9 protein-coding genes are annotated in these 26,846 nt (G+C 59.7%); 4 read left to right on the top strand and 5 right to left on the bottom strand.

Annotation, left to right across the window (positions count from 1 at the left end):
- Positions 1 to 33 precede the first annotated feature (33 nt).
- The gene (locus tag AC3WOK_RS04675; protein ID WP_492354036.1) at positions 34 to 960 is read right to left on the bottom strand and encodes a LysR family transcriptional regulator; all 927 of its coding nucleotides are present in this window, start codon (positions 958 to 960) and stop codon (positions 34 to 36) included.
- Between the two features lie 90 nt (positions 961 to 1,050).
- Here AC3WOK_RS04675 and AC3WOK_RS04670 point away from each other — a divergent pair, with 90 nt between their 5' ends.
- The 3 genes from AC3WOK_RS04670 (at position 1,051) to AC3WOK_RS04660 (ending at position 2,716) form a co-directional block, all read left to right on the top strand.
- Entirely contained in the window at positions 1,051 to 1,527 is a 477-nt protein-coding gene (locus AC3WOK_RS04670; protein ID WP_059310160.1) for a GNAT family N-acetyltransferase, read from the top strand.
- A gap of 128 nt (positions 1,528 to 1,655) precedes the next feature.
- Positions 1,656 to 2,324, top strand: coding sequence for an epoxyqueuosine reductase QueH (locus AC3WOK_RS04665; RefSeq protein ID WP_047348588.1), 669 nt, complete (start codon positions 1,656 to 1,658; stop codon positions 2,322 to 2,324).
- A gap of 119 nt (positions 2,325 to 2,443) precedes the next feature.
- Positions 2,444 to 2,716 (top strand): ElaB/YgaM/YqjD family protein, encoded by a 273-nt coding sequence (locus tag AC3WOK_RS04660; RefSeq protein ID WP_047348589.1) that lies wholly within the window; start codon positions 2,444 to 2,446, stop codon positions 2,714 to 2,716.
- A 30-nt stretch (positions 2,717 to 2,746) separates the two neighbouring features.
- Here the strand turns inward: AC3WOK_RS04660 and AC3WOK_RS04655 are convergent, their stop codons facing one another.
- Complete coding sequence (locus AC3WOK_RS04655) at positions 2,747 to 4,210, bottom strand: EAL domain-containing protein (RefSeq protein ID WP_492354035.1); 1,464 nt, start codon at positions 4,208 to 4,210, stop codon at positions 2,747 to 2,749.
- A 277-nt stretch (positions 4,211 to 4,487) separates the two neighbouring features.
- Here AC3WOK_RS04655 and AC3WOK_RS04650 point away from each other — a divergent pair, with 277 nt between their 5' ends.
- The gene (locus tag AC3WOK_RS04650; protein ID WP_059310163.1) at positions 4,488 to 5,372 is read left to right on the top strand and encodes a helix-turn-helix domain-containing protein; all 885 of its coding nucleotides are present in this window, start codon (positions 4,488 to 4,490) and stop codon (positions 5,370 to 5,372) included.
- A 35-nt stretch (positions 5,373 to 5,407) separates the two neighbouring features.
- Here AC3WOK_RS04650 and AC3WOK_RS04645 read toward each other — a convergent pair whose 3' ends face one another.
- The 3 genes from AC3WOK_RS04645 to AC3WOK_RS04635 all read right to left on the bottom strand — a co-directional run bounded on the left by AC3WOK_RS04645 (position 5,408) and on the right by AC3WOK_RS04635 (position 26,838).
- Entirely contained in the window at positions 5,408 to 6,583 is a 1,176-nt protein-coding gene (locus AC3WOK_RS04645; RefSeq protein ID WP_492354034.1) for an HlyD family type I secretion periplasmic adaptor subunit, read from the bottom strand.
- On the bottom strand, positions 6,580 to 8,760 hold the full coding sequence (locus AC3WOK_RS04640; protein WP_492354033.1) for a type I secretion system permease/ATPase: 2,181 nt from the start codon (positions 8,758 to 8,760) through the stop codon (positions 6,580 to 6,582). Before AC3WOK_RS04640 ends, AC3WOK_RS04645 begins: the two co-directional genes overlap by 4 nt.
- Before the next feature lie 72 nt (positions 8,761 to 8,832).
- The gene (locus AC3WOK_RS04635) at positions 8,833 to 26,838 is read right to left on the bottom strand and encodes an Ig-like domain-containing protein (protein WP_492354032.1); all 18,006 of its coding nucleotides are present in this window, start codon (positions 26,836 to 26,838) and stop codon (positions 8,833 to 8,835) included.
- Positions 26,839 to 26,846 lie beyond the last annotated feature (8 nt).

Here is a 26,846-nt window from a genome sequence, read left to right as displayed (position 1 = left end):
CGCGAAGTCATTTCTTAATACGTATACCATTAATCATTTATCGCCCTGTTGTGCCAGCACCTGCAGCTGTTCCTTAAGCCAGCGGGTCGCGCCCCGCTGGCCGCTGCGTTTATGCGAGTAAATTTTCACTTCAAACGTGCGTATCGGGAACGGTAAGGCAAATATCCTGAGATCCGCTGCTGCCATAAGCTTCTCAGCGGCATACCGGGGAATTGCCATCAGCAGATCGCTTTCCGCCACGATAAACGGCGCGCTGAGCATTGACGGCGTTTTGATCGCGATTTGTCGGGTATACCCAAGCTGCTCGAGCCGCACATCCAGAACGCCCTGCTTCTCATTCCACGGCGTCACCACCAGGTGGCGGGCCGCGAGATAATCCTCCAGCGTCAGCCTCGTCCGGCTTGCGTTGCTGATAACCACATACTCATCTTCAAACCAGCCGATCTCTTCCAGTTCCGGATGGCGGATATCATCCTCGGTGCTGAAACCCAGCGCCAGATCTACCTCGCCCGCCAGCAGCTCCGTCAGCGCCGGGCTGTGCGGCAGATAGCGAAGTTCAAAACGCAAACCCGGGGCTGCAAGCTGCAGCCTGTGCATCAGGGCCGGGAAAATGCAAAGCGCGGTAAAATCCGTAATCGCAATCTGCAAGCTCTCGGTGCTGCTGGCCGCGTCAAACTCCGGCTGCGGGGCCAGCTCGTGATTAAGGAACGCCAGTGCGGAAGCAATTGAAGGCGCAAGCTGAGAGGCATACACGCTGGGGGACATGCGATGCCCCTCCCGAAAAAACAGCGGGTCATTCAGGGTGGCGCGCAAACGCGAGAGCGCATGGCTGAGGGCGGATGTGCTCATCGCCAGCTCATCGGCGGCAAGCCGAACGGAACGGTGGCGGTAGATGGCATCGAAAACGGGCAGCAGGTTTAAATCAAGGCGTCTCAGCGCAGGATGCATAATATTCATCATTTGTTGATTTCATTGCACTTAATTCTTCGGACAATACTCCGTATGCTTAACGCCATCAATCGAAACGCACGCAAAAAAACAGGATAAACAATGAGCATCACCATTCGTCAGGCTCGCCCCGAAGATGCAGCGGCGATATACGCCATGATTTACGAACTGGCGGTATATGAAAAAGCGCCGGAAGAAGTGGTTACCACGCCGGAGGAGATCCGGGAAACGCTCTTTGGCGCAGGGACTAAAACCGAGGCGTTGATCGCGGAGTTTGACGGCAAGACTGCCGGCTATGCCGTGTTCTTTACCAGCTATTCAACCTGGCTCGGACGCAACGGTATTTATATGGAAGACCTGTACGTTTCTCCGGAGTATCGCGGTAAAGGCGCGGGCAGAGCGCTGCTGAAGCATATCGCGCAGCTGGCGGTAACGCGGCAGTGCGGTCGCCTTGAATGGAGCGTGCTCGACTGGAACCAGCCCGCCATCGACTTTTACCTGAGCATTGGCGCGCTGCCGCAGTCCGAATGGGTACGCTATCGTCTTGATGGCGAAGCGCTGCTGAAATTTGCCGAATAACAGCCTTTCACTGCGCGAAGATCCCGACCGGGCGGGATCTTCCTGCGCCGCCCCCGTCCGTGCCGCCTTAAAAGATGCTGAGTCTGTGCTACCATTCCATAAATTTCATAAACATATTGCAGAACGCCATGACGACAGCCCCCTTTATCCGCCCTCAGCTCACCCTGCCAGACGGTGCCGACAAACTGCTGCTGCACTCCTGCTGCGCCCCCTGCTCGGGTGAAGTGATGGAGGCCATCCAGGCCTCGGGAATTGACTACACTATTTTTTTCTATAACCCCAATATCCATCCACAAAAGGAATACCTCATCCGCAAGGAAGAGAATATTCGGTTTGCGGAAAAACACGGCGTGCCCTTTGTTGATGCCGATTACGACACCGATAACTGGTTTGAGCGCGCGAAAGGCATGGAGTGGGAACCCGAGCGCGGCGTCCGCTGCACCATGTGCTTCGATATGCGCTTCGAACGCACGGCGCTCTATGCGGCAGAAAATGGCTTTAGCGTCATCAGCAGCTCGCTGGGGATCTCCCGCTGGAAGAACATGCAGCAGATAAACGACTGCGGCCAGCGTGCGGCAGCGCGCTATCCGGGCATGATCTACTGGGACTACAACTGGCGCAAACAGGGCGGTTCATCCCGCATGATTGAGATCAGCAAGCGGGAGCAGTTCTACCAGCAGGAGTATTGCGGATGCGTTTACTCGCTCAGGGACAGTAACCTGCACCGCAAGTCTCAGGGCCGCCCGCTTATCCGCATTGGCACCCTGTATTACGGTCAGGATGAGAATGAGAAATAACGGGTTTGCGGCATAGAGATATATCCGAAAACAGCCGCATCGGGTACCGAAATTAGCCTTTCGTCTCTCACATCTGCAAAGAGAGGCTATCCTTTAAGTATCAACACAAGGAGGCAAAAATGTCTGATTTCGGTACCGATAAAAACACCCAGTTCGCTGAAGACAAAGCAAAAAATAAACTTGATGAACTTGCAGGCTCAGCGCAGCAGCAGTTTGGTGAATTTGTAGATTCACCAAAGCACCAGGTAAAAGGCGCGGCAAAAAAATATGCGGCCCAGGCCAGCGATGCCGTTTCTGATGTTACTGAAGCGGTCAGAAATAACCCCCTCACCGGCCTCGTTGCAGCGGGTGCTGTGGGTATTGTTCTCGGCCTGTTGCTGGGTCGAAAATAAATAAAGGCCCTTCGGGGCTTTATTTTTTTCTTAGCTGAACAAGCGCACCATGCGGTCCAGCTCTTCCTCTTTCACGGCTCGCGATAAATAATAGCCCTGAAAGTTCTTGACCCCCATCGCGACTAATTTTTCAAACTTTTCCTCACTATCAACCCCCTCGGCAATGCAGTCCGTTCCCGTCATGTCGCTATAAATCTGTATCGCTTTGATCAGATTATAGTCGTTGTCATTTGCCACAAAATGCTCGACGATGTCCCTGTCCAGCTTGAGCCCGTCAAAATGTACCTGCCGCACCGGGAACATGGTCTGGTGATTAGAGAAACAGTCATCCAGAAACAATCGACACCCCGTATTGCGTAAATGCCGCATGGTTTCCGGGATCCTCTTATCCTTCGTGACGTCAATATCCTCTGCAAATTCAAAGACCAGCTTTTCGGCCCATTGTGGTTTGAGCAACATACTGATGGCTTTACGCGCCATATCCGGCAAGGCATTTCCGGAAGCCAGTCGGGGAGGAATGTTAACCGAAAAATAATATTTTCCATTATATTTATTAATCCCAGAAACGGCAGCATGAATGACTAACGCCGTCATTTTTAGCCATATCTCATAATTGGAAACATCGGTCAAAAAACTTGCTGGTTTAACAATTTTACCGTTTTTATTCCAGCGAATAAGAATTTCAAAACCTACCCCTTTCTTATCACGATCGGTAATGATCTGGTAGGCAGGAAATATCTCTTTTTTATGCAATGCTTTAAAAACCTCTACTTCTTTATCCGTAAACCCTGTATTTTGACTCTGACGCTTAATGCTACCTTCCGCTTTGAAGTTGTGAGGATCGTGCAGCCAGCGTTTAATCAAGTGTAATTTCAGCACACCTTCCTTGCGATGGGTATATACCGTTTTATTGGAAAGTGCCATTTTGTCGCAAAGTTCTTTGACCGATATACCGCGGTAGAAATGTAATAAAACGTCTACCTCTCTTCTCGTTAACCATTTTAAATTTTCTTGTGCAGAAATATCCTTATTGTAATCGCGCAAAAGGCGCGAGCGGTCCTTAAAGCCATTATGGTACGTGTCGAAACAGCTTATAATATCAGAAGTGCTGGCAATACGAATTAATGATAACTGATGGGTGTTATTTAAAAGGCTGCCCAGCGTGCGGTATAACCAGCCGTCAGGTATATCACCATACAGCGTGACGCGTCGAATAACCGGAAGCGCATTAAGTACGGAAGCCAGCCGCTTCAGGCTCTCCAGAAGACCGATGATACCCTTCCCGAGAAACGTGACGATGTGAGCATTATGATTTACAACAATATTTTCCACATCCTGTGAGGATACCTCGTCTCCGTCAAAGTGAATATGCGACGCCTGTATTCCGTACTTGTTAAGCATCAGACTATATCCCTGGAACGTGAAGCCGCAGGCTGAGATGACAAATGATTGTTCATCGCAAGCCCCATTTCTGAGAGAAAATTTGTGGGTCATAACCTGCTCCTGGGCACCAAAGCGCCATTTCTAATTTTGAATGCGTAAAATTTAATGCACCTGCTGTGAATATTGATTTTAGCGTACCAATGCCGGGTAAGAAACAGTTCCCAGCGGAACATCTTTGCGTTTATCACCCAATGCCATACCACCCGCAAATATACTTTTCTTTTCAAATAACCTCGGTAAATACGTCATTCTCAGGGTATAATGAAAATTCCGAAAAAGAAGACTGGATACTTCATCTATCGGCTCATTCAAATACGAGAAAAACGCTATGGATAATCATATCTCATCCAGGGCCTTGCTACATCGAAGGGATGTCATAAAGAACAACCCGCGATTTAGTGAGGCAATATTAGAGCACTACACAATTAATGACACCATCTACAAAAAACAACCATTGTTCTACAAGACGATGCTGCAGGAATCACGATTCAATATTATCCTCTCCATGTGCTGTTTTATTTTTGGCAATCAGGCCGAATCCGTTTCAGAAATTAAAGAGCTGTGTTCTCGCTATAAGATAGCCAGCCCCAACAGCGTTATTGCGATCATTACGATACTCAGAACCACCGGGCGCATCCGGACCTGGCGCTGCACGGAAGACCGACGTAAAACCCGAATCGCGCCAACCGAGAAAGGGTTGAATGAACTTAAGCGTTATATGTCCGGCGCATTTTTGCCGGTGAGTATTCTTTACCCGGCATTTAATATAAATGTTAACCTGCTGGATAATGACGCATTGAGAAATAACTTCTTCCGCCGTGCGGCTGAATATCTGTTTCGGGGTTTGACGTTCAGAAAGGTGTTACCTGAAGTGGGATTATTTATCGATAAGGACGGTGGGCGAATGATTATGCTCTATATTTACCTGCAGGCCATGAAAAACAAATCCGCTCACGGTGCCGTTATTGAATATTCCGCCAGCACGCTCGCCAAAGAATTTTTTGTTTCGCGCATCCACGTCAACCGGATTATCAAATCGGCACAGGAGGCGGGCTATCTGAAAGATCGCGGTGATGGTCGGATGTCGATATACCCGGCATTTATCGAACTGGTCGAAAACTATGCCGGATTGTATTTTGCGTACGTCACGCACTACATTAACGTTGTACCTAAAGAGCGACGCCCTGTTCATCACATGACGTCAACGGTATAAGCCAGCAGGCGTTCGGCATCCCGAACGCCGTTTCCCTATCTTTCCCGCAGCGCCTCTTTGGCCTTGTTCAGCGGTTTCAGCAGATAATCCAGGATGGTTTTACTGCCGGTTTTTATGTCAACGGTGGCAATCATGCCCGGAAAGACCGGGAAGTCTTTTCCCTGCTTATTGGTCAGATGGTTGCTGTCGGTACGGATATAAACGCGATAGTAAAAAACATCTCTCTTCACCTCGTCCTGCAGGGTGTCCGGGGAAATCATAGTCACTTCTCCTTCCAGCCCGCCATAAATGGAGTAGTCATAGGCCGTAATTTTTACCAGCGCTTTCTGGCCTGGATGGATAAACGCCACGTCGCGCGGTGAAATTTTCGCTTCCACCACCATCTGGTCATCTAACGGGACCAGGCTCATCAGCTTGCCGTTCGGGGGGATAACGCCTCCCACGGTGGTGACGTCAATATCCTTCACGATGCCGCGCACCGGGGCATTGAAGGTCAGCCTGGTCAGGGAGTCTTCGCGCCCTTTCATCACCGAACGCTGGGCTTCAATCTCCGCGTTGGCTTTCGCCAGCTCTTCGCGGGCGCGAACGTAATACTGGTTTTTCATCTCGGTGATTTTATTCTCAAGCTCGTTTTTTTGACGCTCAAGACGTAACACCTCAACCTTGCTCGCCGCCCCCTGCGTCACCAGCGGACGGGTGAGCGATAGCTCGCGCTGAACCAGCTCGGCGCCCTGCCGTAAGCCGGCCAGCCCCTTTTCGAGGCTTTCGCGACGGGACTGGTAGAGCGCCGTTTCCTGTTTGACCAGTTCAACGTCGTCATCCAGCTCGTCGGGGAACGCGAGTTCCGTGTCGTTTACCTCGGCCTTCAGGCGCGCGGCGGTAGCCAGCGCGGCATTCAGACGAGACTCACTCTCCAACACGCTTGACTCAGTTTTCGTGCGGTCAAGCTGCGCGAGCTGCTGTCCGCGTTCGACAATATCGCCTTCGCGCACCATCAGGCTGTGAATAATGCCGCCTTCAAGGGACTGAATCACCTGCTCGTGAGAAGAGGGGATCACCTTGCCGCTGCCGGTCGTGACTTCATCAAGGCTGAACAGGCTTGCCCAGGCGATAAATGCCGCCAGCAGGGAGAACAGAGACCATGCCACCAGGGTAGAGCGTGGCAGGCGCGGCTCTTTCAACCGACTATTGAAACGCGAGAAATCACTCATGCCGCGCCCTCCTCTGCAACCGCCGCAGGCTTCATGGTCACGGTGCGCTGTGCGGCTTTTTGCGGCGCCATGCCGTGCTGGTGCAGGATCGCGTCGCGCGGCCCGTCCATCACCACCCTGCCGTTTCCCAGCACAATGATGCGGTCGACCAGGTCCAGAATCGGCAGGCGATGCGTCGCCACCACCAGCGTGCGGCGTTTACCCAGCCATTTGTGTAGATGCTGAATAAACTGCTTCTCGCTCATTTCGTCCAGCCAGGCGGTAGGCTCGTCCAGCAGCAGGATATTTGGCGAGGTAATCAGGGCGCGCGCCAGCAAAAGCGCCTGACGCTGACCGCCGGAGAGGCCAGCTCCGCCCTCGTTGATGATGTAGTTCAGCCCCATTTTCTGCTTACGCACAAACTCCAGCGCGCCGCTGTTGACCAGCGCCTGATGAATCTCGTCGTCGGTAGCGAGCGGGTTGCCCATCACAATGTTGTCGCGAACGGAGCCAAAGAACAGACGGGCCTGCTGGCTCAGCAGCTGCATGTCGCGACGCACGTCGGCCGGGTCGAGGTGATTAAGGGCAATATCGTCCAGCAGAATGCTGCCTTGCTGCGGCTCCTGCATGCCCGCCAGAAGCTGCAGCAGCGTGCTTTTACCGGAGCCATTGCGCCCGAGTACCGCCACGCGCTCTCCGGCGCGGATCTGCAGCTTGCTGATGTTAAGCACGGTGAGGTTCTCTTCCTCGTCGTAGTAAAACCCCACGTCCTCAAGGGCATAGTCGCCGCGCAGGTGGGCTTTGTGCACCTTCTTGCCGTGCTGCGGATCGTCAATCGGCCGCTGCATCAAATCGTCCAGCCCCTTGCGGGCCACTTTTGCCGACTGCCAGCGCGATAGCACGCCAGAAATCTGCGACAGCGGGGCGATGGTCCGCGACGCCAGGATCGAGGTCCCGACCAGCGCCCCGGTGGTCATATCACCGCTGATGACCAGGTAACAGCCCACCAGCAGCACCACCGCGTAGACAATCGACTGCACCTCCTGCGTCCAGGTCAGCAGCAGGCCCGTCAGCCAGCGCTGCTTCATGCCGACGCTGGCGGCCACGTCGTTGGTGTTATTCCACTGGTTCTGAAAGCGCTGCTCGGCGCGCATCAGCTTGATGTCTTCAATGCCCTGCACCGCCTCCACCAGGGTGGCGTTACGAATGGCGGATTCGCGCATCCCTTCGCTGGAGAGCTTGCCCAGCGGGCGCTGCACCAGCAGGCCGGGAATGAGCAGCAGCGGTACGGCGAGCAGGACCACCAGCACCAGCGGACCGCCAATCATCCACAGAATAAAGACGAACAGCAGGAAGAACGGCAGATCGGAGAGCGCCGCAATGGTGGTGGAGGTAATCAGCTCGCGCACCGACTCCAGCTCGCGAATTTGAGCGATAAACGATCCGGTTGATTTAGAGCGCGCGCCGTTTTTGATCCGCAGCGCGTGGGCAAAGACGCGTTCGGAGATGCGCAGGTCGGCGCGTTTCCCCACCACGTCAGAAATATGCACGCGCAGCATGCGCATGATGAATTCAAACAGAATGGCAATCATCACGCCGCCAAAAAGCACCCACAGCGTGGCCTCCGACTGCGACGGGACGACCCTGTCGTAGACCTGCATGGAGAAGACCATGCCGGAGAGCGCCAGCACGTTGGCGACCAGCGCCACCAGCATAATGTCGCTGTAGCGTCGCCAGTCCTTCAGCGCCAGCTGCCAGAACCAGTTTTTCTCATACGGTTTAATGTAGTCATCCACGCGGGCATCCGGCGTGGACTCGAGCGGGCGCAGCACCATCAGCCCCTTTAGCCGTGGCCCGAGCTCGTCACGCGTCAGCGTTGTCTCCAGCCCCGCGTCGCCGCTGAACTGCAGGCTGACGTTGCCTTCGCTGTCCATGCGGTTAATGACCGCAATCTGGCCGCCGGTGAATTCCGCCAGCAGCGGCAGGCGCCACGGATCGAGAGATACCGCTTCAGCCGCCACCGCACGCATCCCCAGCCCAAGCTGGCGCGCCATCTCCTCCAGCACCAGCTGGCGCGGAGACTGGCTTTCATGGTTAATCGTGACCCGAACATGCTCCGCCGAAAAGTCCAGCCGATAGTGCTTCGCGATGATGAGCATGCCCTGCAGCCAGGGTTCGTACTGTGGATGTGTCTTCATAATCTCCGGGTTAACGCAATTCGTGTAAAGAAACGCCAAAAGGCCGCGGGGATCGCTCCCCGCGGCGTTGTTTTACGCAATTAACAGCTGATGATTCGCCAGCAGCGTCGCCAGATCCGTCTGCACGCCGTTCAGCGTCACCAGGGTGGTTGGCGAGAACTGGCCGCCGGTACCGTCCAGATCCACCTGGATTTCGGTATTGCTGCCGTTCTGCACCACGCGGATGTAATCGGTGATATTGCCCGCGCTGCTGTCCAGCGTAGCCACGCCATTCACATAGCTCGCCGAGCCTGTGCCGGTATAGCCGCTGTCGGAAAGCAGATCGCGCAGGTCAATGCGGTCCGTGTCCGCGGTCCCTTCCCAGGTGCCGACCGTAAAGCCGTTCACCACGTCGTGACCGTTACCGCCCGTCGCATCCGAGGCGTTGATCAGCTTATAGAGCAACGTATCGTGACCGCCGCTGCCGATGTTGAAGGTGTCGTTCCCGCCGCGGCCTTCGAACTGGTTATCACCGCTGTTGCCGGTAATGACGTCGTCGAAGTTCGAGCCGTTAATTCCCTCAATGTTGAGCAGTCGTGACGTCCCGAACCCGGTGTCCTGCGCGGTAGAGAGGCGCAGGTCAACGGTCACGCCGGAGGTCGCATTGCGGTAATCCACCACGTCCATCCCGCCGGTGTTGCTCCAGGTGTCGTAGTCGGAATGGGTATTCCAGCCGCCGGAGCCGTTATAGGTATAGGTGCCGTCCTCTGCGATAAAGGTGTCGTTATACCCGGTGCCGGTGATGGTCCCGCTGTGTCCGCCGGTGGCCGCTTCAGCCGTCAGCACGTAGCCCTCTTTGCCGTTACCCGCCTCCAGACCGCTCCAGGTGACGTTATCCGACACGCCGTTGGTGATTTTCACGATCTCTGCCGAATAGGTTTCGTTCGGATCCAGACCGTAGAAGCTCACCAGCGCGGAGGTATCGTTCGAGCCGATACCGGACTGGGCGTTGATGATCTGCGACGCCACCAGCACGCCCGCGGCGTTATACAGGTTGACCGTGTTGCCGTAGTAGGCGTTGATGCCCTCGCTGTCGACGATGTGCAGATGCATCGCGGTACCGTCAGCAATGGTTTTGCTGTTTTGCACCAGCACCACCTTGCCGTTCTGCTGCGACACCAGCAGATCCTGCGCGCCGTCCCAGTTGTAGTCCACGGCCGCCACGCCGGTGACGTTCGCCAGTCCAGAAGCCAGCTGGCTTGAGGTCCAGGTAGAGCCGTAACCGTTGTTGGTGAACAGCGTCGCCGTCTGCGAGCCGCCGTAGGTGCTGAGCTTGACGATGTCCATCTGCCCGTCGCCGTTCCAGTCCACCGCCACCGACAGATAACCCGCCGTGGCGTTAGAGGCCTCCACCGCGCTCTTGGTAGCAGAAAGCTTTCCGGTACCGTCGTTGTAGTAGATCACCCCGCCGTTGTTGTTATAGCTGCTGCCCAGGTACAGATCCATGTAGCCATCGCCGTTGAAGTCCGCCCACGTCATGGATGCCGCCGTGGTGGTGTTCGCGGCGTTTCCTACAAACACGTTAGTCAGGTTTTGGCCGATGGTCAGCGTCCCGTTACCGTTGTTGTTAATCACGGTTAACGAGTTCCCGCCACTGCGGTTGGTGTGCTGAACCACATCCACGGTGCCGTCATTGTTAATATCGACGCCGGAGATCTCACGCATGGTGGTGAATTGTCCCCAGAATCCCGCGCCGCCGTAGGTACCGTCAGGCGAAAGTACCCCATTGTTATTGATCAGATAGGTGATAGAGTCAGCACCGGCATCGCCGTACGCCAGATCCAGATAGCCATCCCCGGTTTTATCGTAGGCAATGACGCCGCCGTACCAGATGGTGGTCCCCATCGCCAGCTGGCTGGCGTTATAGGTGCTGCCATCATAGGTCCACATCACCTGCGTAGAGCCCGAGTAGGTGGTCTCTGTCGCGAAGATATCCTGCGTGCCGTTACGGTCGAAGTCGGCGGCGGTCTGGCTCACCACGTAGTAGCTACGGGTGTTGGTCAGCGTATTGCCGGCATAGGTCGAGCTATCGCTGCTGGAGTAAGACTGTCCGTTAGCAATGATATTCCACAGGCCGCTGCTGTTCATGCCGAGGGTCATGGTGGAGTTGTTGCTGTTCCCCGCCGTGGTTGCCCAGTCGGTATTCACCGAGGTGGTGTCAATCACCAGGCTGCCTGTCGCCGTACCGGTGGTATTGCCGTTACCCGCACTGCTCTTCACCTGCGCCGTCACGCTGTAGCTCGACACGCCCAGCGCATCACCGTCCGGGATCTGCAGATACCAGGTGTTGTGATCCGGGTCGACCACCACCGCGCCGCCGGTCTGGGACGTGTAGGTTTTTCCGTTCACCGTTACCACCAGGTATTCACCGTTCACCAGGTCAGCGGAGACGGTACCGCTGACAATCGGCGTGGTGTCCGACGTGGTCTGCGCGGTAATCGCCGCCGTGGTGGTCGGGATGCTGGTATCAACGTTCAGCACAAAGCCGTCGGATTCCGTGTAGTTACCGGCCCTGTCGGTGACGCGCAGGATGTAAGTGTGGTTGCCGTCGCTCAGGCCATTATCCTGGAAGGACCAGCTCGCACTGCCGTTCATGGTCACCTGCCCGAGCAGGACGCCGTCACGATAGAGCTGCACAATTTCACCGTCGTCCGGGGCGCGGTTAAGCGTGCCGTTGATGAGCGGCGAGTTATCGTCCGTTGCCACCGCGCTGCCAAAGGTGCCCTGACGCTCGCCTTCGCCGTCGGTATAACTCACTACGCTGCCGACCGTGGTAGGCGGCGTGGTATCCACCGTGACGACCTGAGACGCGGTAGATCCGACGTTGCCGGCCTGGTCGATAATCCGCACCTGGTAGGTGTAGTCTCCGTCAGGCAGATCGCGGGTATCGGTGTAGCTCCAGCGCAGGTTGGTGACCGTGGTATCGAGCCAGGTATTTCCGCCGTCCAGGCTGATCTGTACGCGCTCATCGCTTGCCAGCGCGCTGCCCAGCGAACCGTTGATGGTCAGCGTGGTGTCCATGGTGATGAAGTCACTCGCGGACTGGCCGGTATCCTCGCTGATGCTGTCAACGGTGATGCCGTACTGCGGCGCCTGCGTATCCACCGTTACCGCCTGCGCGGTGGTGGCCCCGACGTTCCCCGCCTGGTCGACCACCCGCACCTGGTAGTTATGGCTGCCATCGGTCAGGGTACGCGCGTCGCTGTAGCTCCACTGCGTACCGCTTACGGTCGCGTAAACCCAGGTGCTGCCGCCGTCCATACTCACCTGTACGAATTCACCCGCGCCGAGTTCTGCGCCGAGCGTTCCGTGCAGCGTGTACGAGGTGGAACTGGTCAGGAAGTCGTTATTGTCGAAGCCGGTATCCACGGTGATGTTATCCACGGTCACCGTAATCGCCGCATCCGGGGCGACCGTATCGACGGTCACCTGCTGATGAGCGCTAGCTCCTACGTTACCGGCGGCATCCACCACGCGAACGTAGTAGTCATAGGTCTGGTTACCCAGCGTGCGGCCGTCCACGTAGTACCAGCTGTTACCGGTGACGATTACGTTCTGCCAGGTATTGCCGCCGTCGATGCTGATCTGGGCGTATTCCCCGTCGGCCAGCGTTGCGCCGAGCGAGCCGTGCAGCGTCAGGGACGTATCGTTAGTGATAAAGTCGCTGCTGCTCAGGCCGGTATCGTCACTGATGCTGTCGATGGCGATCGTTTTGCTGGCGTCAGGTGCAACCGTATCAATGGTCACCACCTGGCTGGCAGTGGCACTGATATTGCCCGCGTCATCAATCACGCGCAGCTGGTAGTTGTAATCCCCGTCGGCCAGCGTGCGGCCATCAACATACGTCCAGCTCAGGCCGCTGACGCTGACGTCGATCCAGGTCACGCCACCGTCGAGGCTGATCTGCGCGTGGTCGCCGCTGCCGAGCGCCGCGCCGAGCGTCCCTTTCAGGCTGATCTGGTTGTCGCTGGTGATAAAATCGCTGCCGGACAGGCCGGTATCCTGGGTGATGGAATCGACCGTAATCGTCGTCGCCGCAGGCTTCGTCAGGTCAATCACCACGTCCTGGCTGTCCGTTGCCCCCACGTTCCCGGCGTTATCGATCACGCGCACCTGGTACTGGTACGTACCGTCGGTCAGGGTGCGGCCATCGGCGTAGCGCCAGGTGGTACCGGTCACCGTCAGGTCAATCCAGGTGGTGCCGCCGTCGAGGCTGATCTGCGCCTTCTCGTTATTACCGAGCTGTGCGGTCAGCGAGCCGTTGACGACCACCTGGCCGTCGTTGGTGATGAAATCACTCGCGCTCAGGCCGGTGTCGTTTTGCAGGGAATCAATCGTAATTCCCATCGACGGCGCGGTCAGATCGACGGTCACGGTGTGGTTATCGCTGGCGCTGTTGCCGATGGTATTGCTGACCTGCGCGTTAATCACGTACGAACCGCCGTCCGCCAGCGCGGTCACGTCTGCGCTTCCGACCGTATAGCTCCAGGTGCCGTCATTCTGCACGGTCGCCGTATAGGTTTTACCGTTCAGCGTAATGGTCACCGTCTGGCCCGCCGGGGCATCGGTGGTGCCGCTGACAGCCAGCGGCGTGCCGTGCTCGGCGGCGTTGACGATATTGTCCTGCGCAAAGGTGTTAATGGTGATGGTTGGGACATCGCCGTTCAGCGTCACGTCGTGCGTTGCGCTCCCCGGGTTGCCCGCCTTATCGCTCACCGTAGCCGTAATGGTGTAATCCCCGTCGCTCAGGCCGAGGAAGTCGCGGCCCGGCACGAAGACCGACCACGAACCGTCGGCTCCAACGGTCGCCTGATAGCTATGCCCGTTGAAGGAGACGCTCACCGTCTGGCCCTGCTCCGCCGTGGTGGTGCCGCTGACGGTCTGGCCCGCCAGCTGCTCCGCGTTGTTGACGATATCGTCATCGGCCACGGTGCTGATGGTGACGGTTGGCGCGACGGTATCCACCGTTAAGGTATGCGTGGTTTGACCGTTATTACCCGCCTTGTCGTTCACCGACGCGGTGACCGTCAGCGCGCCTTCCCTCAGGCTGGCAAGATCGGCGGCCGGGACGTCGAGCGTCCAGGTGCCGTCGTTTGCCACGGTGGCGGTGTAGGTTTTGCCGCCCAGCGTCACGGTGACGGTCTGACCCGCCTCGGCGCTGGAGGAGCCGTGAACCGTCAGCGGCTGCTGTGCTTCCGCCGCGTTCAGGACGTCGTCGCCGGACAGCGTCGCAATGCTCACGACCGGCGCAGTGGTATCCACGCTGATGGTATGCGTTGCCGAGGCGCTGTTGCCCGCGCTGTCCTGCGCCGAAACGGCCACCTGATAGCTCGCGCCGTCGGCCAGCGCGCCCACATCAGCGGCAGGAACGGTTGTGGTCCATGAGCCGTCGCTTTGAATGGTGGCCGTGTAGCTCTTGCCGTTCAGCGTCACGGTAACCTGCGTGCCGCTGGCGAACTGCGCGCTGGAGCCGTTAATCACCAGCGAGGCGCCCGCCTCTGCCGCGTTGATGACGTCATCGCCGCTGAGGGTGTTAACCGTCAGCGCCACGGAGGCGGTGTTGACCACCACATCATGGGTCTGGGTGCTGCTGTTGCCCGCGCTGTCGGTAATGGTCGCGCTGAGGGTCACGGTGCCGTCGGTCAGCCCAGAAATCACGCTGGCCGGGACGCCCACGCTCCACTTACCGCTGGCGTCAACGGTGGTGGTGTACTGGTTCGAACCGATGGTGATAACCACCTTATCGCCGACGTTCGCGCCGGTTGCCGTGCCGCTGACGATCTGCGCCTGCGCGTGCTCCACGCTGTTAATGACGTTATCGCCCGCCACGACGTTAAAGCTGACGGTCGGCGGCGTGGTATCAAGCGTAATCGCTTTACCCGCGCTGCCCGGGTTACCCGCGGCGTCGCTTACGCTGACCTGCACGGTGTAACCGCTGTCCGCCAGGGCGGACAGATCGGTACCAGGAACATTGACGCTCCAGACGCCGCCCTGCTGCACCTGCGTGGTATAGCTCTTACCGCCGAGCGTCACGGTCACCGTCTGCCCGACTTCCGCCGTGGTGGTACCGGAAATGGCTACGCCCGCAGCCGCCTCGCTGCCGTTAATCACGTTGTCGCCAGCGACCGTATCAATGCTTACGGTAGGCGCGGTGGCGTCCACGCTGTACTCGCGGCCCGCCGAGGCGCTGTTGCCGTGGGCGTTGGTGACGCTCACCTGCACGCTGGCATCGCCGTCCTTCAGGCCCGCAAAGTCTGCAGACGGTACGGTAGCCGTCCAGTTACCGTCGGCGTCCACTTTCGCGGTGTACGTCTTGCCGCCAAAGGTGATGGTGACGGTCTGGTTTTCCTCCACGTTCGAGGTGCTGCCTGACAGTACCAGATCCGCGCCTTTCTCCGCCGCGTTAATCACGTCGTCGGTGGCAATCGCGTCGATGCTGATAGCCACTGCTGACAGATCGACAGTCACGTCATGGCTGATGGTCACCGGATTGCCCGCGCTGCTCTGGCCTGCAACGGTGACGGTCACCGTGCCCGCTGCCAGGGCCCCGACGTCTGCCGCCGGGATCGCCGCGCTCCAGGTGCCGTCTGCCAGCACGGAGGCCGCATAGGTTTTGCCATTGACGGTCACGGTGAGCGTGGTGCCTGCCGCCAGCCCGTCGCTGGAGCCGGTGACAATCAGGTTCTGTCCATGCTCGATGCTGTTAATCACATCGTCGCCCGCCACGGTATCAATGCGCAGACCCGGCAGGCTGGCGTCTATAACGATTTCGCGCTCGCCCGCGCCGGTGTTGCCGTGACCGTTGGTGACGGTCGCCGATACGGTCAACTCGCCGTTGCCCAGCGCGGTGAGGACGGATTCCGGCACGTTAACGGACCAGGTCAGATCGTTCTGTACCGTCGCGGTGTACGTATTGCCACCGAGTGTCACGGTGACGGTATTGCCCGCTTCCGCGTTCGCCACTTTGCCGCTGAGGGTCTGGCCCGCCGCCACTTCCGCCGCGTTGATGACGTTGTCACCCGCCACGGTGTTGATGATGACGGTCGGCAGCGCGGTATCCACCAGCAGGTTCGCGGTGTTATTCACGCTGTTGCCCACGCCGTTGGTCGCGGTCGCACTCAGGGTGTAGCTGGCTTCGCCCAGTCCCGCCAGATCCGCTGCCGGAACGGTGAGGCTCCAGGTCCCGTCTGCGGCCGTGGTTGCAGCGTACTGCTTGCCGTTGAGGGTGACGGTCACCACGGTGCCTTCCGTCAGGTTGGCGCTGGTGCCGCTCACGCTCAGGTCCTGACCTTTTTCCACCGCGTTCAGCACGTTATCGCCGCTGATGGCGTTGAAGCCCACGGACGGCAGGCCGGTATCGACGGTCACGTTATGGCTGCCGGTACCGGTATTGCCCGCCGCGTCTGTCACTGACGCAGTGACGGTCACGGTGCCGTCCTGCAGAGCAGAAATCACGCTCGCCGGTACGCCCACGCTCCAGTTACCCGCCGCGTCCAGCACGGTGGTGTACGTCTGGCCGCCGATGGTGACGGTGACCTTATCGCCCGCTGCCGCGCCGGTGGCGTTTCCGCTGATGATGTGCGCCTGAGCGTGCTCAGTGATGTTAATCACGTCATCGCCCGCTACGGTGTTGATGGTTACCGCAGGAACGGTCACGTCCACCGTCAGGTTGTGATCGGCCGATGCCGGGTTGCCCGCCTTGTCGCTGACGCTCGCCGTCACGGTCACGCTGCCGTCGCCGAGTGCCGCCAGATCCGCCGCCGGAACGTTCAGCGTCCAGCTGCCGTCTGCGCTTACCGTGGCGGTGTAATCCTTGCCGTTCAGAGAGACGGTCACCGTCTGGCCCGCTTCGGCGGTGCTGGTGCCGGAGACGGTCAGGTCAGACTGCGCTTCGGTGGCGTTCAGAACATCGTCAGCCGCAATCGTATTAATGGTCACGGACGGCGCGGTCGCATCCACGCTGTACTCGCGGCCCGCCGAGGCGCTGTTGCCGCTCACGTTGGTGACGCTCACCTGCACGTTGGCGTCGCCGTCCTTGAGGTGTGCCAGATCCGCAGACGGCACGGTATAGGTCCAGTTACCGCTGTCGTCTACTGTCGCGGTATAGATTTTGCCGTTCAGGCTGATGGTCACGGTTTGCCCGGCTTCCACGTTAGTGGTCGCACCGGAGAGCACCAGATCCGTGCCCTTCTCCGCCGCGTTAATCACGTCGTCAGCGGCGATGGCATTGATGCTGATGGCAACGGTCGCCAGATCGACGGTCACGTCGTGGCTGATGGTAATCGGGTTACCCGCTGAACTGTCGCCGGTCACGCTGATTTTGACGGTGCCTTCCGGCCACGCGCTCACGTCGGTGGACGGAACAGCCGCGCTCCAGGTGCCGTCCGCCAGCACCGTGGCTGCATAGTCTTTACCGTTGACGGTGATGGTCAGCGTCGTGCCCGGCGCCAGCCCGTCGCTGGAGCCGGTGACGATCAGGTTCTGCGCGTGCTCGATGCTGTTGACGACATTGTCGCCCGCCACGGTATCCACGCGCAGGCCCGGCAGGTTAGCGTCGATAGCGATATCGCGCTCGCCGGTTCCGGTGTTGCCGTGGCCATTGGTGACGGTCGCCGTCACGCTCAGGCTGCCGTTGCCCAGCGCGGTCAGCACGTCAGACGGCACGTTCACGGACCAGGTCAGATCGTTCTGCACCGTTGCGGTGTAGCTGTTGCCGCCAATGGTGACGGTGACGGTATTGCCCGCTTCGGCATTCGCCACGTTGCCGCTCAGGGTCTGACCTGCCGCCACTTCCGCCGCGTTGATGACGTTGTCGCCCGCCACGGTATTGATGGTGACGGTTGGCAGCGCGGTGTCCACCAGCAGGTTCGCGGTGTTGCTGACGCTATTGCCCACGCCGTTGGTGGCGGTCGCGTTAAGGGTGTAGTTAGCCTGACCCAGCCCGGCCAGATCCGCCGCCGGAACCGTCAGGCTCCAGGTGCCGTCCGCCGCCGTCGTAGCCGCGTAGTTTTTGCCGTTCAGGCTCACGGTCACCACGGTGCCTTCTGCGAGGTTGGCGCTGGTGCCGCTGACGCTCAGATCCTGGCCTTTTTCAACGGCGTTCAGGATGTTGTCATCGCTGATGGCGTTGAAGTTGACCGACGGCAGGCCGGTGTCGACGGTCACGTCATGGCTGCCGGTACCGGTGTTGCCCGCCGCGTCGGTGACGGACGCCGTGACGGTCACGGTGCCGTCGCTGAGGCCGGAAATCACGCTCGCCGGTACGCCCACGCTCCAGTTGCCCGCCGCGTCCAGCACGGTGGTGTAAGTCTGGCCGCCAATCGTGACGGTGACCTTATCGCCCGCTGCCGCGCCGGTGGCGTTGCCGCTGATGATCTGCGCCTGGCCGTGTTCTGCGATGTTAATGACATCATCGCCCGCCACGGTGTTGATGGTCACCGCAGGCGCGGTGATATCTACCGCCAGGTTGTGATCCACGGACGCCGGGTTACCCGCTTTATCGCTAACCGACGCGGTGACGGTCACGCTGCCGTCGGTTAATCCAGCCAGATCCGCCGCCGGAACGTTCAGCGTCCAGCTGCCGTCTGCGCTGACGGTTGTGGTGTAGTCTTTGCCGTTCAGCGATACGGTCACCGTCTGGCCCGCTTCGGCGGTGCTGGTGCCGGACACGGCCAGATCGCTCTTCGCTTCGGCGGCATTCAGAATATCGTCGGTCGCCAGGGTATTGATGGTTACGGACGGTGCGGTCGCATCCACGCTGTACTCACGGCCCGCCGAGGCGCTGTTGCCGTTCACGTTGGTGACGCTCACCTGCACGCTGGCGTCGCCGTCTTTCAGGCCCGCCAGATCGGCCGCTGGCACCGTGGCGGTCCATTTACCGTCGGCATCGACCGTGGCGGTGTAATTCTTGCCGCCAAAGGTGATGGTGACAGTCTGGTTTGCTTCCACGTTCGAAGTGGTGCCGGAGAGAACCAGATCCGCGCCCTTCTCGGCCGCGTTGATCACGTCGTCTGATGCAATGGCGTCAATACTGATGGCGACGTTCGCCAGATCGACAGTCACATCGTGGCTGATGGAAACCGGATTACCGGCGCTGCTCTGGCCGGCAACGGTGACGGTGACCGTGCCTGCTGCGAGAGCACTCACGTCTGCCGACGGGATCGCGGCGCTCCAGGTGCCGTCTGCCAGCACGGTCGCCGGATAGGTTTTGCCGTTTACGGTCACGGTCAGCGCCGCGCCCGCCGCCAGCCCATCGCTGGTTCCGGTGATGATCAGGTTCTGCCCGTGCTCGATGCTGTTGATCACGTCATCACCCGCCACGGTATCCACGCGCAGGCCCGGCAGGTTCGCGTCTATAACGATTTCACGCTCGCCCGTTCCGCTATTGCCCACGCCGTTGGTGACGCTGGCGGTCACGGTCAAATCGCCATTACCCAGCGCGGTGAGCACGTCAGACGGCACGTTAACGGACCAGGTGAGATCGCTCTGCACCGTTGCGGTGTAGCTGTTACCGCCAATCGTCACGGTCACGGTGTTGCCCGCTTCAGCATTCACCACCTTACCGCTGATGGTCTGGCCTGCTGCCAGCTCCGCCGCGTTAATGACGTCGTCGCCTGCAATGGTGTTGACGATTACCCCCGGCAGAACGGATTCCACGTTCACGGTGTGTGACGCGCTGGTGCTGTTGCCAACGCCGTCGGTTGCCGATGCGGTAACGGTGTACAACGCTTCACCCAGCGCGCCGACCTGTTCCGCCGGAACGGTGGTGGTCCATTTCCCGTTGCTATCGACCATCGCGCTGTACGCTTTGCCGTTCAGCATCACGGTTACTACCGCGCCTGCCGCCAGGCCGGAAGCCGTACCGGAGATCGTCAGATCCTGGGTTTTCTCTGCATTGTTGATCACATCGTCGCCGGAAACGGTGTCGATGGTCAGCACCGGGGCGGTCAGATTGACGTTGACCTCATGCGTGGCGCTGTTGCTGTTGCCCGCTTTATCGGTCAGCGCCGCGGTGATGGTGTAATCCCCGGCGGCGAGAGCGATGACGTCCGCCGCAGGCACGCCCACGCTCCAGTTGCCGGAGGCATCCAGGGTGGCGGTGTAGGATTTGCCGTTGAGGGTTACGGTGACCACGTCGCCCGCCGCCGCGCCGGTTACGGCGCCCGTAACAATCAGAGCCTGCGCATGCTCGGCGCTGTTGATCACGTCGTCGTCGGAAACGATGTTAATGGTCAGCTGCGGGACGGTGGTATCGACCAGCACGTCGCGATCCGCTGAGGCCGGGTTGCCCGCCTTATCAGACACGGCGGCGCTGATGGTGTAGTTGCCGTCGGTAATGCCGCTCAGATCCGCAGACGGCACGGTCACGCTCCAGCTGCCGTTTGCCTGCACGGTGGTGGTGTAGTCCACGCCGTTCAGCGTCACGGTGACGGTCTGGCCCGCTTCGGCGTTGGTCACGCCGTTAATAACCAGATCCTGCTGCGCTTCGGCCGCATTGATGATGTTGTTGTCGCTGACAATTTCAATAGACACCGTCGGCGCGGTGGCGTCCACGCTGTACTCGCGGCCTGCCGACGCGCTGTTGCCGTTCACGTTGGTGACGCTCACCTGCACGCTGGCATCGCCGTCCTTCAGGCTGCCCAAATCGGCGGACGGTACGGTCGCCGTCCAGTTGCCGCTGGCATCGACCGTCGCGGTGTACGACTTGCCGCCGAAGGTGATGGTGACGGTCTGGTTTTCTTCCACGTTGGAGGTCGAGCCGGACAGCACCAGGTCCGCGCCTTTCTCAGCCGCGTTGATCACGTCGTCCGAGGCAATCGGGTCAATGCTGATGGCGACTGCCGCCAGATCCACCTTCACGTCGTGGCTGATGGAAACCGGATTACCCGCCGCGCTCTGGCCTTCCACGGTCACGGTGACCGTGCCCGCATTCAGCGCGCTGACGTCTGCCGCCGGAATAGCCGCCGTCCAGGTGCCGTCCGCCAGCACGGTTGCGGCGTAGGTTTTGCCGTTGACGGTCACCGTTAACGCCGCGCCCGTTGCCAGGCCTTCGCTGGAGCCGGTGATAATCAGATTTTGCGTATGTTCGATGCTGTTGATCACATCGTCGCCCGCCACGGTATCGACGCGCAGGCCCGGCAGGTTGGCATCTATAACGATTTCGCGCTCGCCGGTTCCGGTGTTGCCGTGGCCGTTGGTGACGCTGGCTGACACGGTCAGATCGCCGTTCCCGATGGCGGTTAAGACCGTGGACGGCACGTTGACCGACCAGCTCAGATCGTCCTGAACCGTCGCGGTCCAGGTATTGCCGCCGATTGAAATCGTGACAGTGTCACCGCTCGCCGCACCGCTCACTTTCCCGCTCAGGGTCTGCCCGGCAGCCACTTCCGCTGCGTTAATGACATCGTCCGTGGCGACAGGGTTGATGGTGACCTGCGGCAGCGCGCTGTCGACCAGCACGCTGTGGCCGGTGCTCGCGCTGTTGCCAGCCGCGTCGGTTACGCTCGCCGTCACCACGTAGCTTGCTTCGCCCAGCGCGGAGACGTTTGCCGCCGGAACGGTGATGCTCCAGCTGCCGCTGGCGTCGGTGGTGGCCGTATAGCTGATACCGTTCAGGGTCACCGTAATGGTGGTTCCGTCCGGCTGGTTGCTGGTGCCGGACACCAGCAGATCCTGGCCTTTCTCGGTCGCGTTGATCACGTCGTCAGCCGCCAGGGTATTGATGGCAATCACCGGCGCGGTCAGGGAAACGTCAAACTCGTGCGTCGCGGTGGTGCTGTTACCGGCTTTATCGGTGACGGTCGCGGAGATCGTCTGCTCGCCGTTCACCAGCGCGCCCACGTCCGCCGCCGGAACGCCCACGCTCCAGCTGCCGGACGCGTCCAGCATGGCGGTGTAGTCTTTGCCGTTCAGGGTCACGGTAATCACGTCGCCCGCCTGCGCGCCCGTGACCTTGCCGGAGACGATCAGCGCCTGGCCGTGCTCGGCAATATTCACGACGTCGTCGCCCGCAACGATGTTGAACGAAATCTGCGGTACGGTGGTGTCGACCAGCACCGAAGAGCCCGCGCTGGCCGGGTTGCCTGCCTTATCGGACACGGTCGCCGTGACCGCCGCGCTGCCGTCGGCGATGCCTGCCATATCCGCCGCCGGAACGTCGAGCGTCCAGCTGCCGTCCGCCTGCACCTGCGCGGTGTACTGATTGCCGTTGAAGGTCACGGTGACCGTCTGGCCCGCTTCGGCAGTAGAGGTGCCGCTCAGGGTCAGATCCTGCGCCGCCTCTGCCGCGTTCAGCATATTGTCATGGCTGATGGTGTTGATGGTCACCGTCGGCGCGGTGGTGTCTACGCTGAACTCCTGCGCCGAAGACGCCGCGTTGCCGCTCACGTTGGTGACGGTTACCTGCACGCTGGCGTCGCCGTCTTTCAGGCCGCTCAAATCGGCTGCCGGTACGGTCCAGGTCCAGTCGCCGCTGGCATCCACCGTCGTGGTATAGGTTTTACCCGCAAAGGTAATGGTCACGGTCTGACCCGCTTCAACGTTGGAGGTGGTGCCGGAAAGCAGCAGATCCTGGCCTTTTTCCGCCGCGTTAAGCACGTTATCGTCGGTCACGCTGCTGATGGTGATGGCAACAGGCGCGAGATCGACGTCCACAACGGTGCCAATAGTCACCGGGTTGCCGGAGGCATCCTGCGCGCTGGCCTTTATATCCAGCGAACCGTCCGCCCACTGGGACACGTCGGCCGCCGGTACCGCCGCCTGCCAGGTGCCGTCCGCCAGTACCGTTGCCGAATAGGCTTTGCCGTTGATGGTCACGGTCACGGTGCTGCCCGCCGTCAGATCGGTGCTGGTGCCGGACACAATCAGGTTCTGAGCGTGTTCAATCACGTTGATCACGTCGTCACCCGCCACGGTATCAATACGCAGGCCCGGGAGCTGGGCGTCAATGGCGAAGTCGAGAGAAGACGAGCCGGTATTGCCGTGCGCGTTGGTCACGCTGGCGGATACGGTCAGGTCGCCGTTGCCGAGCACGGTCAGCTGGCTCTCGCTTAGCGGCAGGCTCCAGGTCAGATCGTCCTGCACGGTAGCGGTATACGTCTGGCCGCCAAGAACAATAGTGACAGTGTCACCTGACACCGCGTTCGTCACCTTCCCGGTCAGGGTTAGCCCTGCGGTCACTTCCGCCGCGTTGACGATATTGTCGCCCGCCAGCGTATTAATCGTCACCACCGGCAGCGAGCTGTCCACCAGCACATCGTGTGAGGTTGAGGCGCTGTTGCCGACATTATCTGTAACGCTCGCCGTCACGGTGTAATGGGCTTCTCCCAGCGCGCTTACGGCCGCGGCCGGGACGGTCACGCTCCAGTTACCGCTGGCGTCGGTGGTGGCGGTGTAGTTGATGCCGTTCAGGTTAACGGTGACGCGTGTTCCTTCAGGCTGATTGCTGGTGCCGGAGAGCAGCAGATCTTCACCCTTCTCGGTCGCGTTAATTACGTCGTCCGCCGCCAGCGTGTTGATACCGATGACAGGCGTCACGGTATTGACCACCACATCCAGGGAGCTGCTTCCGGTATTGCCGGAGCGGTCGGTCACGGAGACATCGATGGTCCAGGTACCGTCCGCCAGCCCCTGCACGACAGACGCGGGCAGGCCAAGGCTCCAGTTCCCCGCCGCATCCACCACCGTGGTGTAATCGACGCTGTTAATGGTGACGGTCACCCGATCGCCCGCTGCCGCACCGGTGACGGAGCCGCTCAGGATCTGCGCCTGTGAATGGGCGAGCTGGTTGACGGTATTGGTGTCAGTGACAAAGTCGTTAATGGCCACCTGCGGTACGGTGGCGTCCACCAGCCCGACGCGGTCGGCGCTGCTGCTGTTGCCCGCCACGTCGCTCACGGTTGCGGTCACGGTAACGATGCCGTCGGCCAGGGCACCGACGTCAGACGCCGGCACGCTCAGTTGCCACGTACCGTCCGCCTGAACCGTGGTCTGATACGTTTTACCGTTCAGGGTCACGGTTACCGTCTGGCCGGCTTCCGCGCTGCTGGTGCCGCTTAACGCTAAATCCTGCTGCGCTTCAGCCGCGTTGATAATGTTGTCGGCGGTCAGGTTATCGAGCGTAATCACCGGCGGCAGCGTATCGACCGTAACCACGCGGGACGCGTCGGCGCTGTTGCCGCTGACGTTTGTGACGCTGACGCTCACCTGCGCGCGTCCGTCGATCAGGGTTTCCATAGCGCTGGCGGGCACGGTCAGGCTCCAGGAGCCGTCCTGCTGCACCTGTGCGGTAAAGGTCTGGTCGGCAAATTTGACCACCACGGTTTGCCCTGCCTCCACGCCCTGCGTCTGGCCGGAAAGGGTTAAGTCCGCGCCTTTTTCCGCCGCGTTCAGCAGGTCGTCGCCGGAGACGGTATCAATGGTGACCGCCACGGCGTTCAGATCGAGTTCAATCGGGTGTTCAGCCGCAACGGCATTGCCCCAGGCATCTATCGCGCTGACGTTCACCGTCATGCCGCCCGCCGTCCAGGCCTGCAGGTCCGCCGCCGGAACGCCAATCTGCCAGTTGCCGCTGGCGTTAACCGCGGTGACGTACTCAACGTTGTTAATGGTGACGACAATCTGCGTCCCCGCGGCCAGATGGGTACTGGAGCCGGTGACGGTCAGATCCTGCTGCTGTTCAATGGCGTTGATCACGTCATCGCCGGAAATGGTGTTGACGCGCAGGCCCGGCAGCTCCGCGTTGATATTGATATCACGCTCGCCGGTGCCGGTGTTGCCGTGCCCGTTGGTCACCGACGCGGTGAAGGTCAAATCGCCATCGCCGAACGCCTGAAGATCCGCTGCCGGGATTTTCACGTTCCAGGTAAGATCGTTGCCCACCGTCGCGGTATAGCTCTTTCCACCCACTGAAATAGACACGGTATCGCCCGCCGCCGCGCCGGTAACGCGTCCGCTGAGGGTTTGATCGACGCCCGCTTCGGCGTTATTGACCAGGTTGTCGCCCGCAAACGTATTGATAATCACCTGCGGCAGCACGGTGTCCACCAGCAGATTCGCCTCGGCAGAGCCGCTGTTACCCACGCTGTCGGTGCCGCTGACGCTCACGGTATAAAGGGTGTTCGCCAGATTCAGCACGTCAGAAACCGGCACCTGAACCGTCCAGATACCGTTTTCAACCGTGGCCTGATAGTTAACGTTGTTTAACGTGACGGTGATGGCGCTGCCGTTCGGCAGGTTGCTGGTGCCGCTCAGGCTCAGGGGCTGCATGGCCTCCTGCGCGTTCAGGACGTTATCCTGGCTAATGGCGTCAATCGTGAATTCCGGCGGGTTGCCGCTCAGCGTCACGCCGTGCGTCGCGCTGCCGGTGTTGCCCGCGGCATCAATAACGGAGACAGAAATCGTGTGGCTACCCTCACCGAGCGCGCCGATGACGGAGGCTGGAACGCCAACGCTCCAGCTGCCGTCGGCAAGCACCACACCGGTGAAGGTCTGTCCGCCAACGGTCACGGTCACCACGTCGCCTGCCGCCGCGCCGCTCGCCTTCCCGGAAACGATCTGCGCCTGGCCCTGCTCGCTGGTGTTCAGAATGTCGTCACCCGCGACGGTGTTGATGGTCACAACGGGAGCGGCGGTATCAACCGTGAAATCGGCGGTGGTGGAAGAACCGTTACCCGCTTTGTCGCTGACGTTGACCGTCAGGGTGTGCCCGCCGTTAGCCATCGCCTGCACTTCACCGGCAGGAAGCGTCACGGACCAGGTGCCGTCGCTGCCCACGATAGCCGTGTGATTTTTACCGTTCAGCGTGACCGTCACAATCTGGCCCGCTTCCGCATCGGTTTTACCGCTAATCGTCAGCGGCTGATTATGTTCAGCGGCGTTAATGATATTGTCCTGCGCGATTGCGTTCACGGAGAGCGCAGGCGCAACGGTATCAACGCCAATCGTCTGGCTGCCGCTCACGGTGTTCCCCGCCGCGTCTTTGCCGCTGACGTTCACCGTCCAGGTGCCGTCTCCCAGCGCCTGCGCGTCTGCCGCAGGCACCTTCACGCTCCACGCGCCGTTTGCCCCGACTTCTGCTGTATAGGTTTTTCCGTTCAGCGTGACGGTCAGCGACGTTCCCTGCGCCAGGTTTTTGCTGGCCCCGGAAAGCGTGAAGCCCGCGGACTGTTCGCTGGCGTTGATCACGTTATCGCCCGCCGTGGTGGCGAGCGTCACGGCGGCCTCGGCCGTTGAGACGGTTACGGTGATGCTGCCCGCAGAGGTGGTTTTGCTGCCGTCGATCTGTACGACCGACCAGGTGTGCTCCCCGTCGGCCTGTGTCGGGAGTTTTACCGTCCAGGTGCCGTCCTTCGCGACCATGGCGCTGGCGATGGTGCTGCCGCCGCTGTCTTTAATCTGAATGGTCGCGCCCGGCTGCCCGGTACCGCTGAAGGTTGGGGTGTTGTCGTCCGTGATCTCTTTTGCACTCAGCACGCCCTGCTTGTCACCCGCACTGTCCGTCAGCAAAAAGGTCGGCGTGGCGCTCTCAACCTCTTTGGTATTATCAATAACTTTCGTTTTTGTTTCGCCGTCACCGCCGTGAGCCAGCAGCGCCCCAATGGCACCGCCGCCTAACGCCGCGCCCGCAATCCAGCCCCACGGCGCATCGCTTAAGACATTTCCCTGCTCGAGGAAAGGTTCAATACTGCTAATCGGTGTGGCCTGCGCGGTGAGCTCGGTCACCGCTGCGCCTGACGCTTCCCCGGCATCGGCAAAAGAAATATGCGTGAGTTCCTGACGATCGTTGAACACCAGCTCTGACTGATTATGCGTTTCAGGATCTTCAACAAAATAGTTATTGCAGCGAATTACGCTGCCATCTTTCATATAAATGAGGAGGTCTTTCCCCTGGCGGACATAGCGCGCAACATCCTGAGCAGAACCCTGGATTTCAATCACGCTCGGCGATGAAATGGATACCGACAGATTTCCTTCGCCGGTTAATTTCGTTTTCTCCGCCGTTTTGCGAATGATGACATCAACAACTTTTATGTTACTCATATTTCTCT

It is taken from the genome of Enterobacter sp. FW301-JW81 (assembly GCF_058788735.1).
This window is presented reverse-complemented; position numbering and strand designations above follow the sequence as displayed.

What these genes read in the sequence shown, in the direction of transcription:
- AC3WOK_RS04645 (WP_492354034.1), bottom strand. Translation starts at nt 6,583, where the DNA reads ATGAGTGATTTCTCGCGTTTCAATAGTCGGTTGAAAGAGCCGCGCCTG.
- AC3WOK_RS04660 (WP_047348589.1), top strand. Translation starts at nt 2,444, where the DNA reads ATGTCTGATTTCGGTACCGATAAAAACACCCAGTTCGCTGAAGACAAA.
- AC3WOK_RS04675 (WP_492354036.1), bottom strand. Translation starts at nt 960, where the DNA reads ATGATGAATATTATGCATCCTGCGCTGAGACGCCTTGATTTAAACCTG.
- AC3WOK_RS04635 (WP_492354032.1), bottom strand. Translation starts at nt 26,838, where the DNA reads ATGAGTAACATAAAAGTTGTTGATGTCATCATTCGCAAAACGGCGGAG.
- AC3WOK_RS04650 (WP_059310163.1), top strand. Translation starts at nt 4,488, where the DNA reads ATGGATAATCATATCTCATCCAGGGCCTTGCTACATCGAAGGGATGTC.
- AC3WOK_RS04655 (WP_492354035.1), bottom strand. Translation starts at nt 4,210, where the DNA reads ATGACCCACAAATTTTCTCTCAGAAATGGGGCTTGCGATGAACAATCA.
- AC3WOK_RS04640 (WP_492354033.1), bottom strand. Translation starts at nt 8,760, where the DNA reads ATGAAGACACATCCACAGTACGAACCCTGGCTGCAGGGCATGCTCATC.
- AC3WOK_RS04665 (WP_047348588.1), top strand. Translation starts at nt 1,656, where the DNA reads ATGACGACAGCCCCCTTTATCCGCCCTCAGCTCACCCTGCCAGACGGT.
- AC3WOK_RS04670 (WP_059310160.1), top strand. Translation starts at nt 1,051, where the DNA reads ATGAGCATCACCATTCGTCAGGCTCGCCCCGAAGATGCAGCGGCGATA.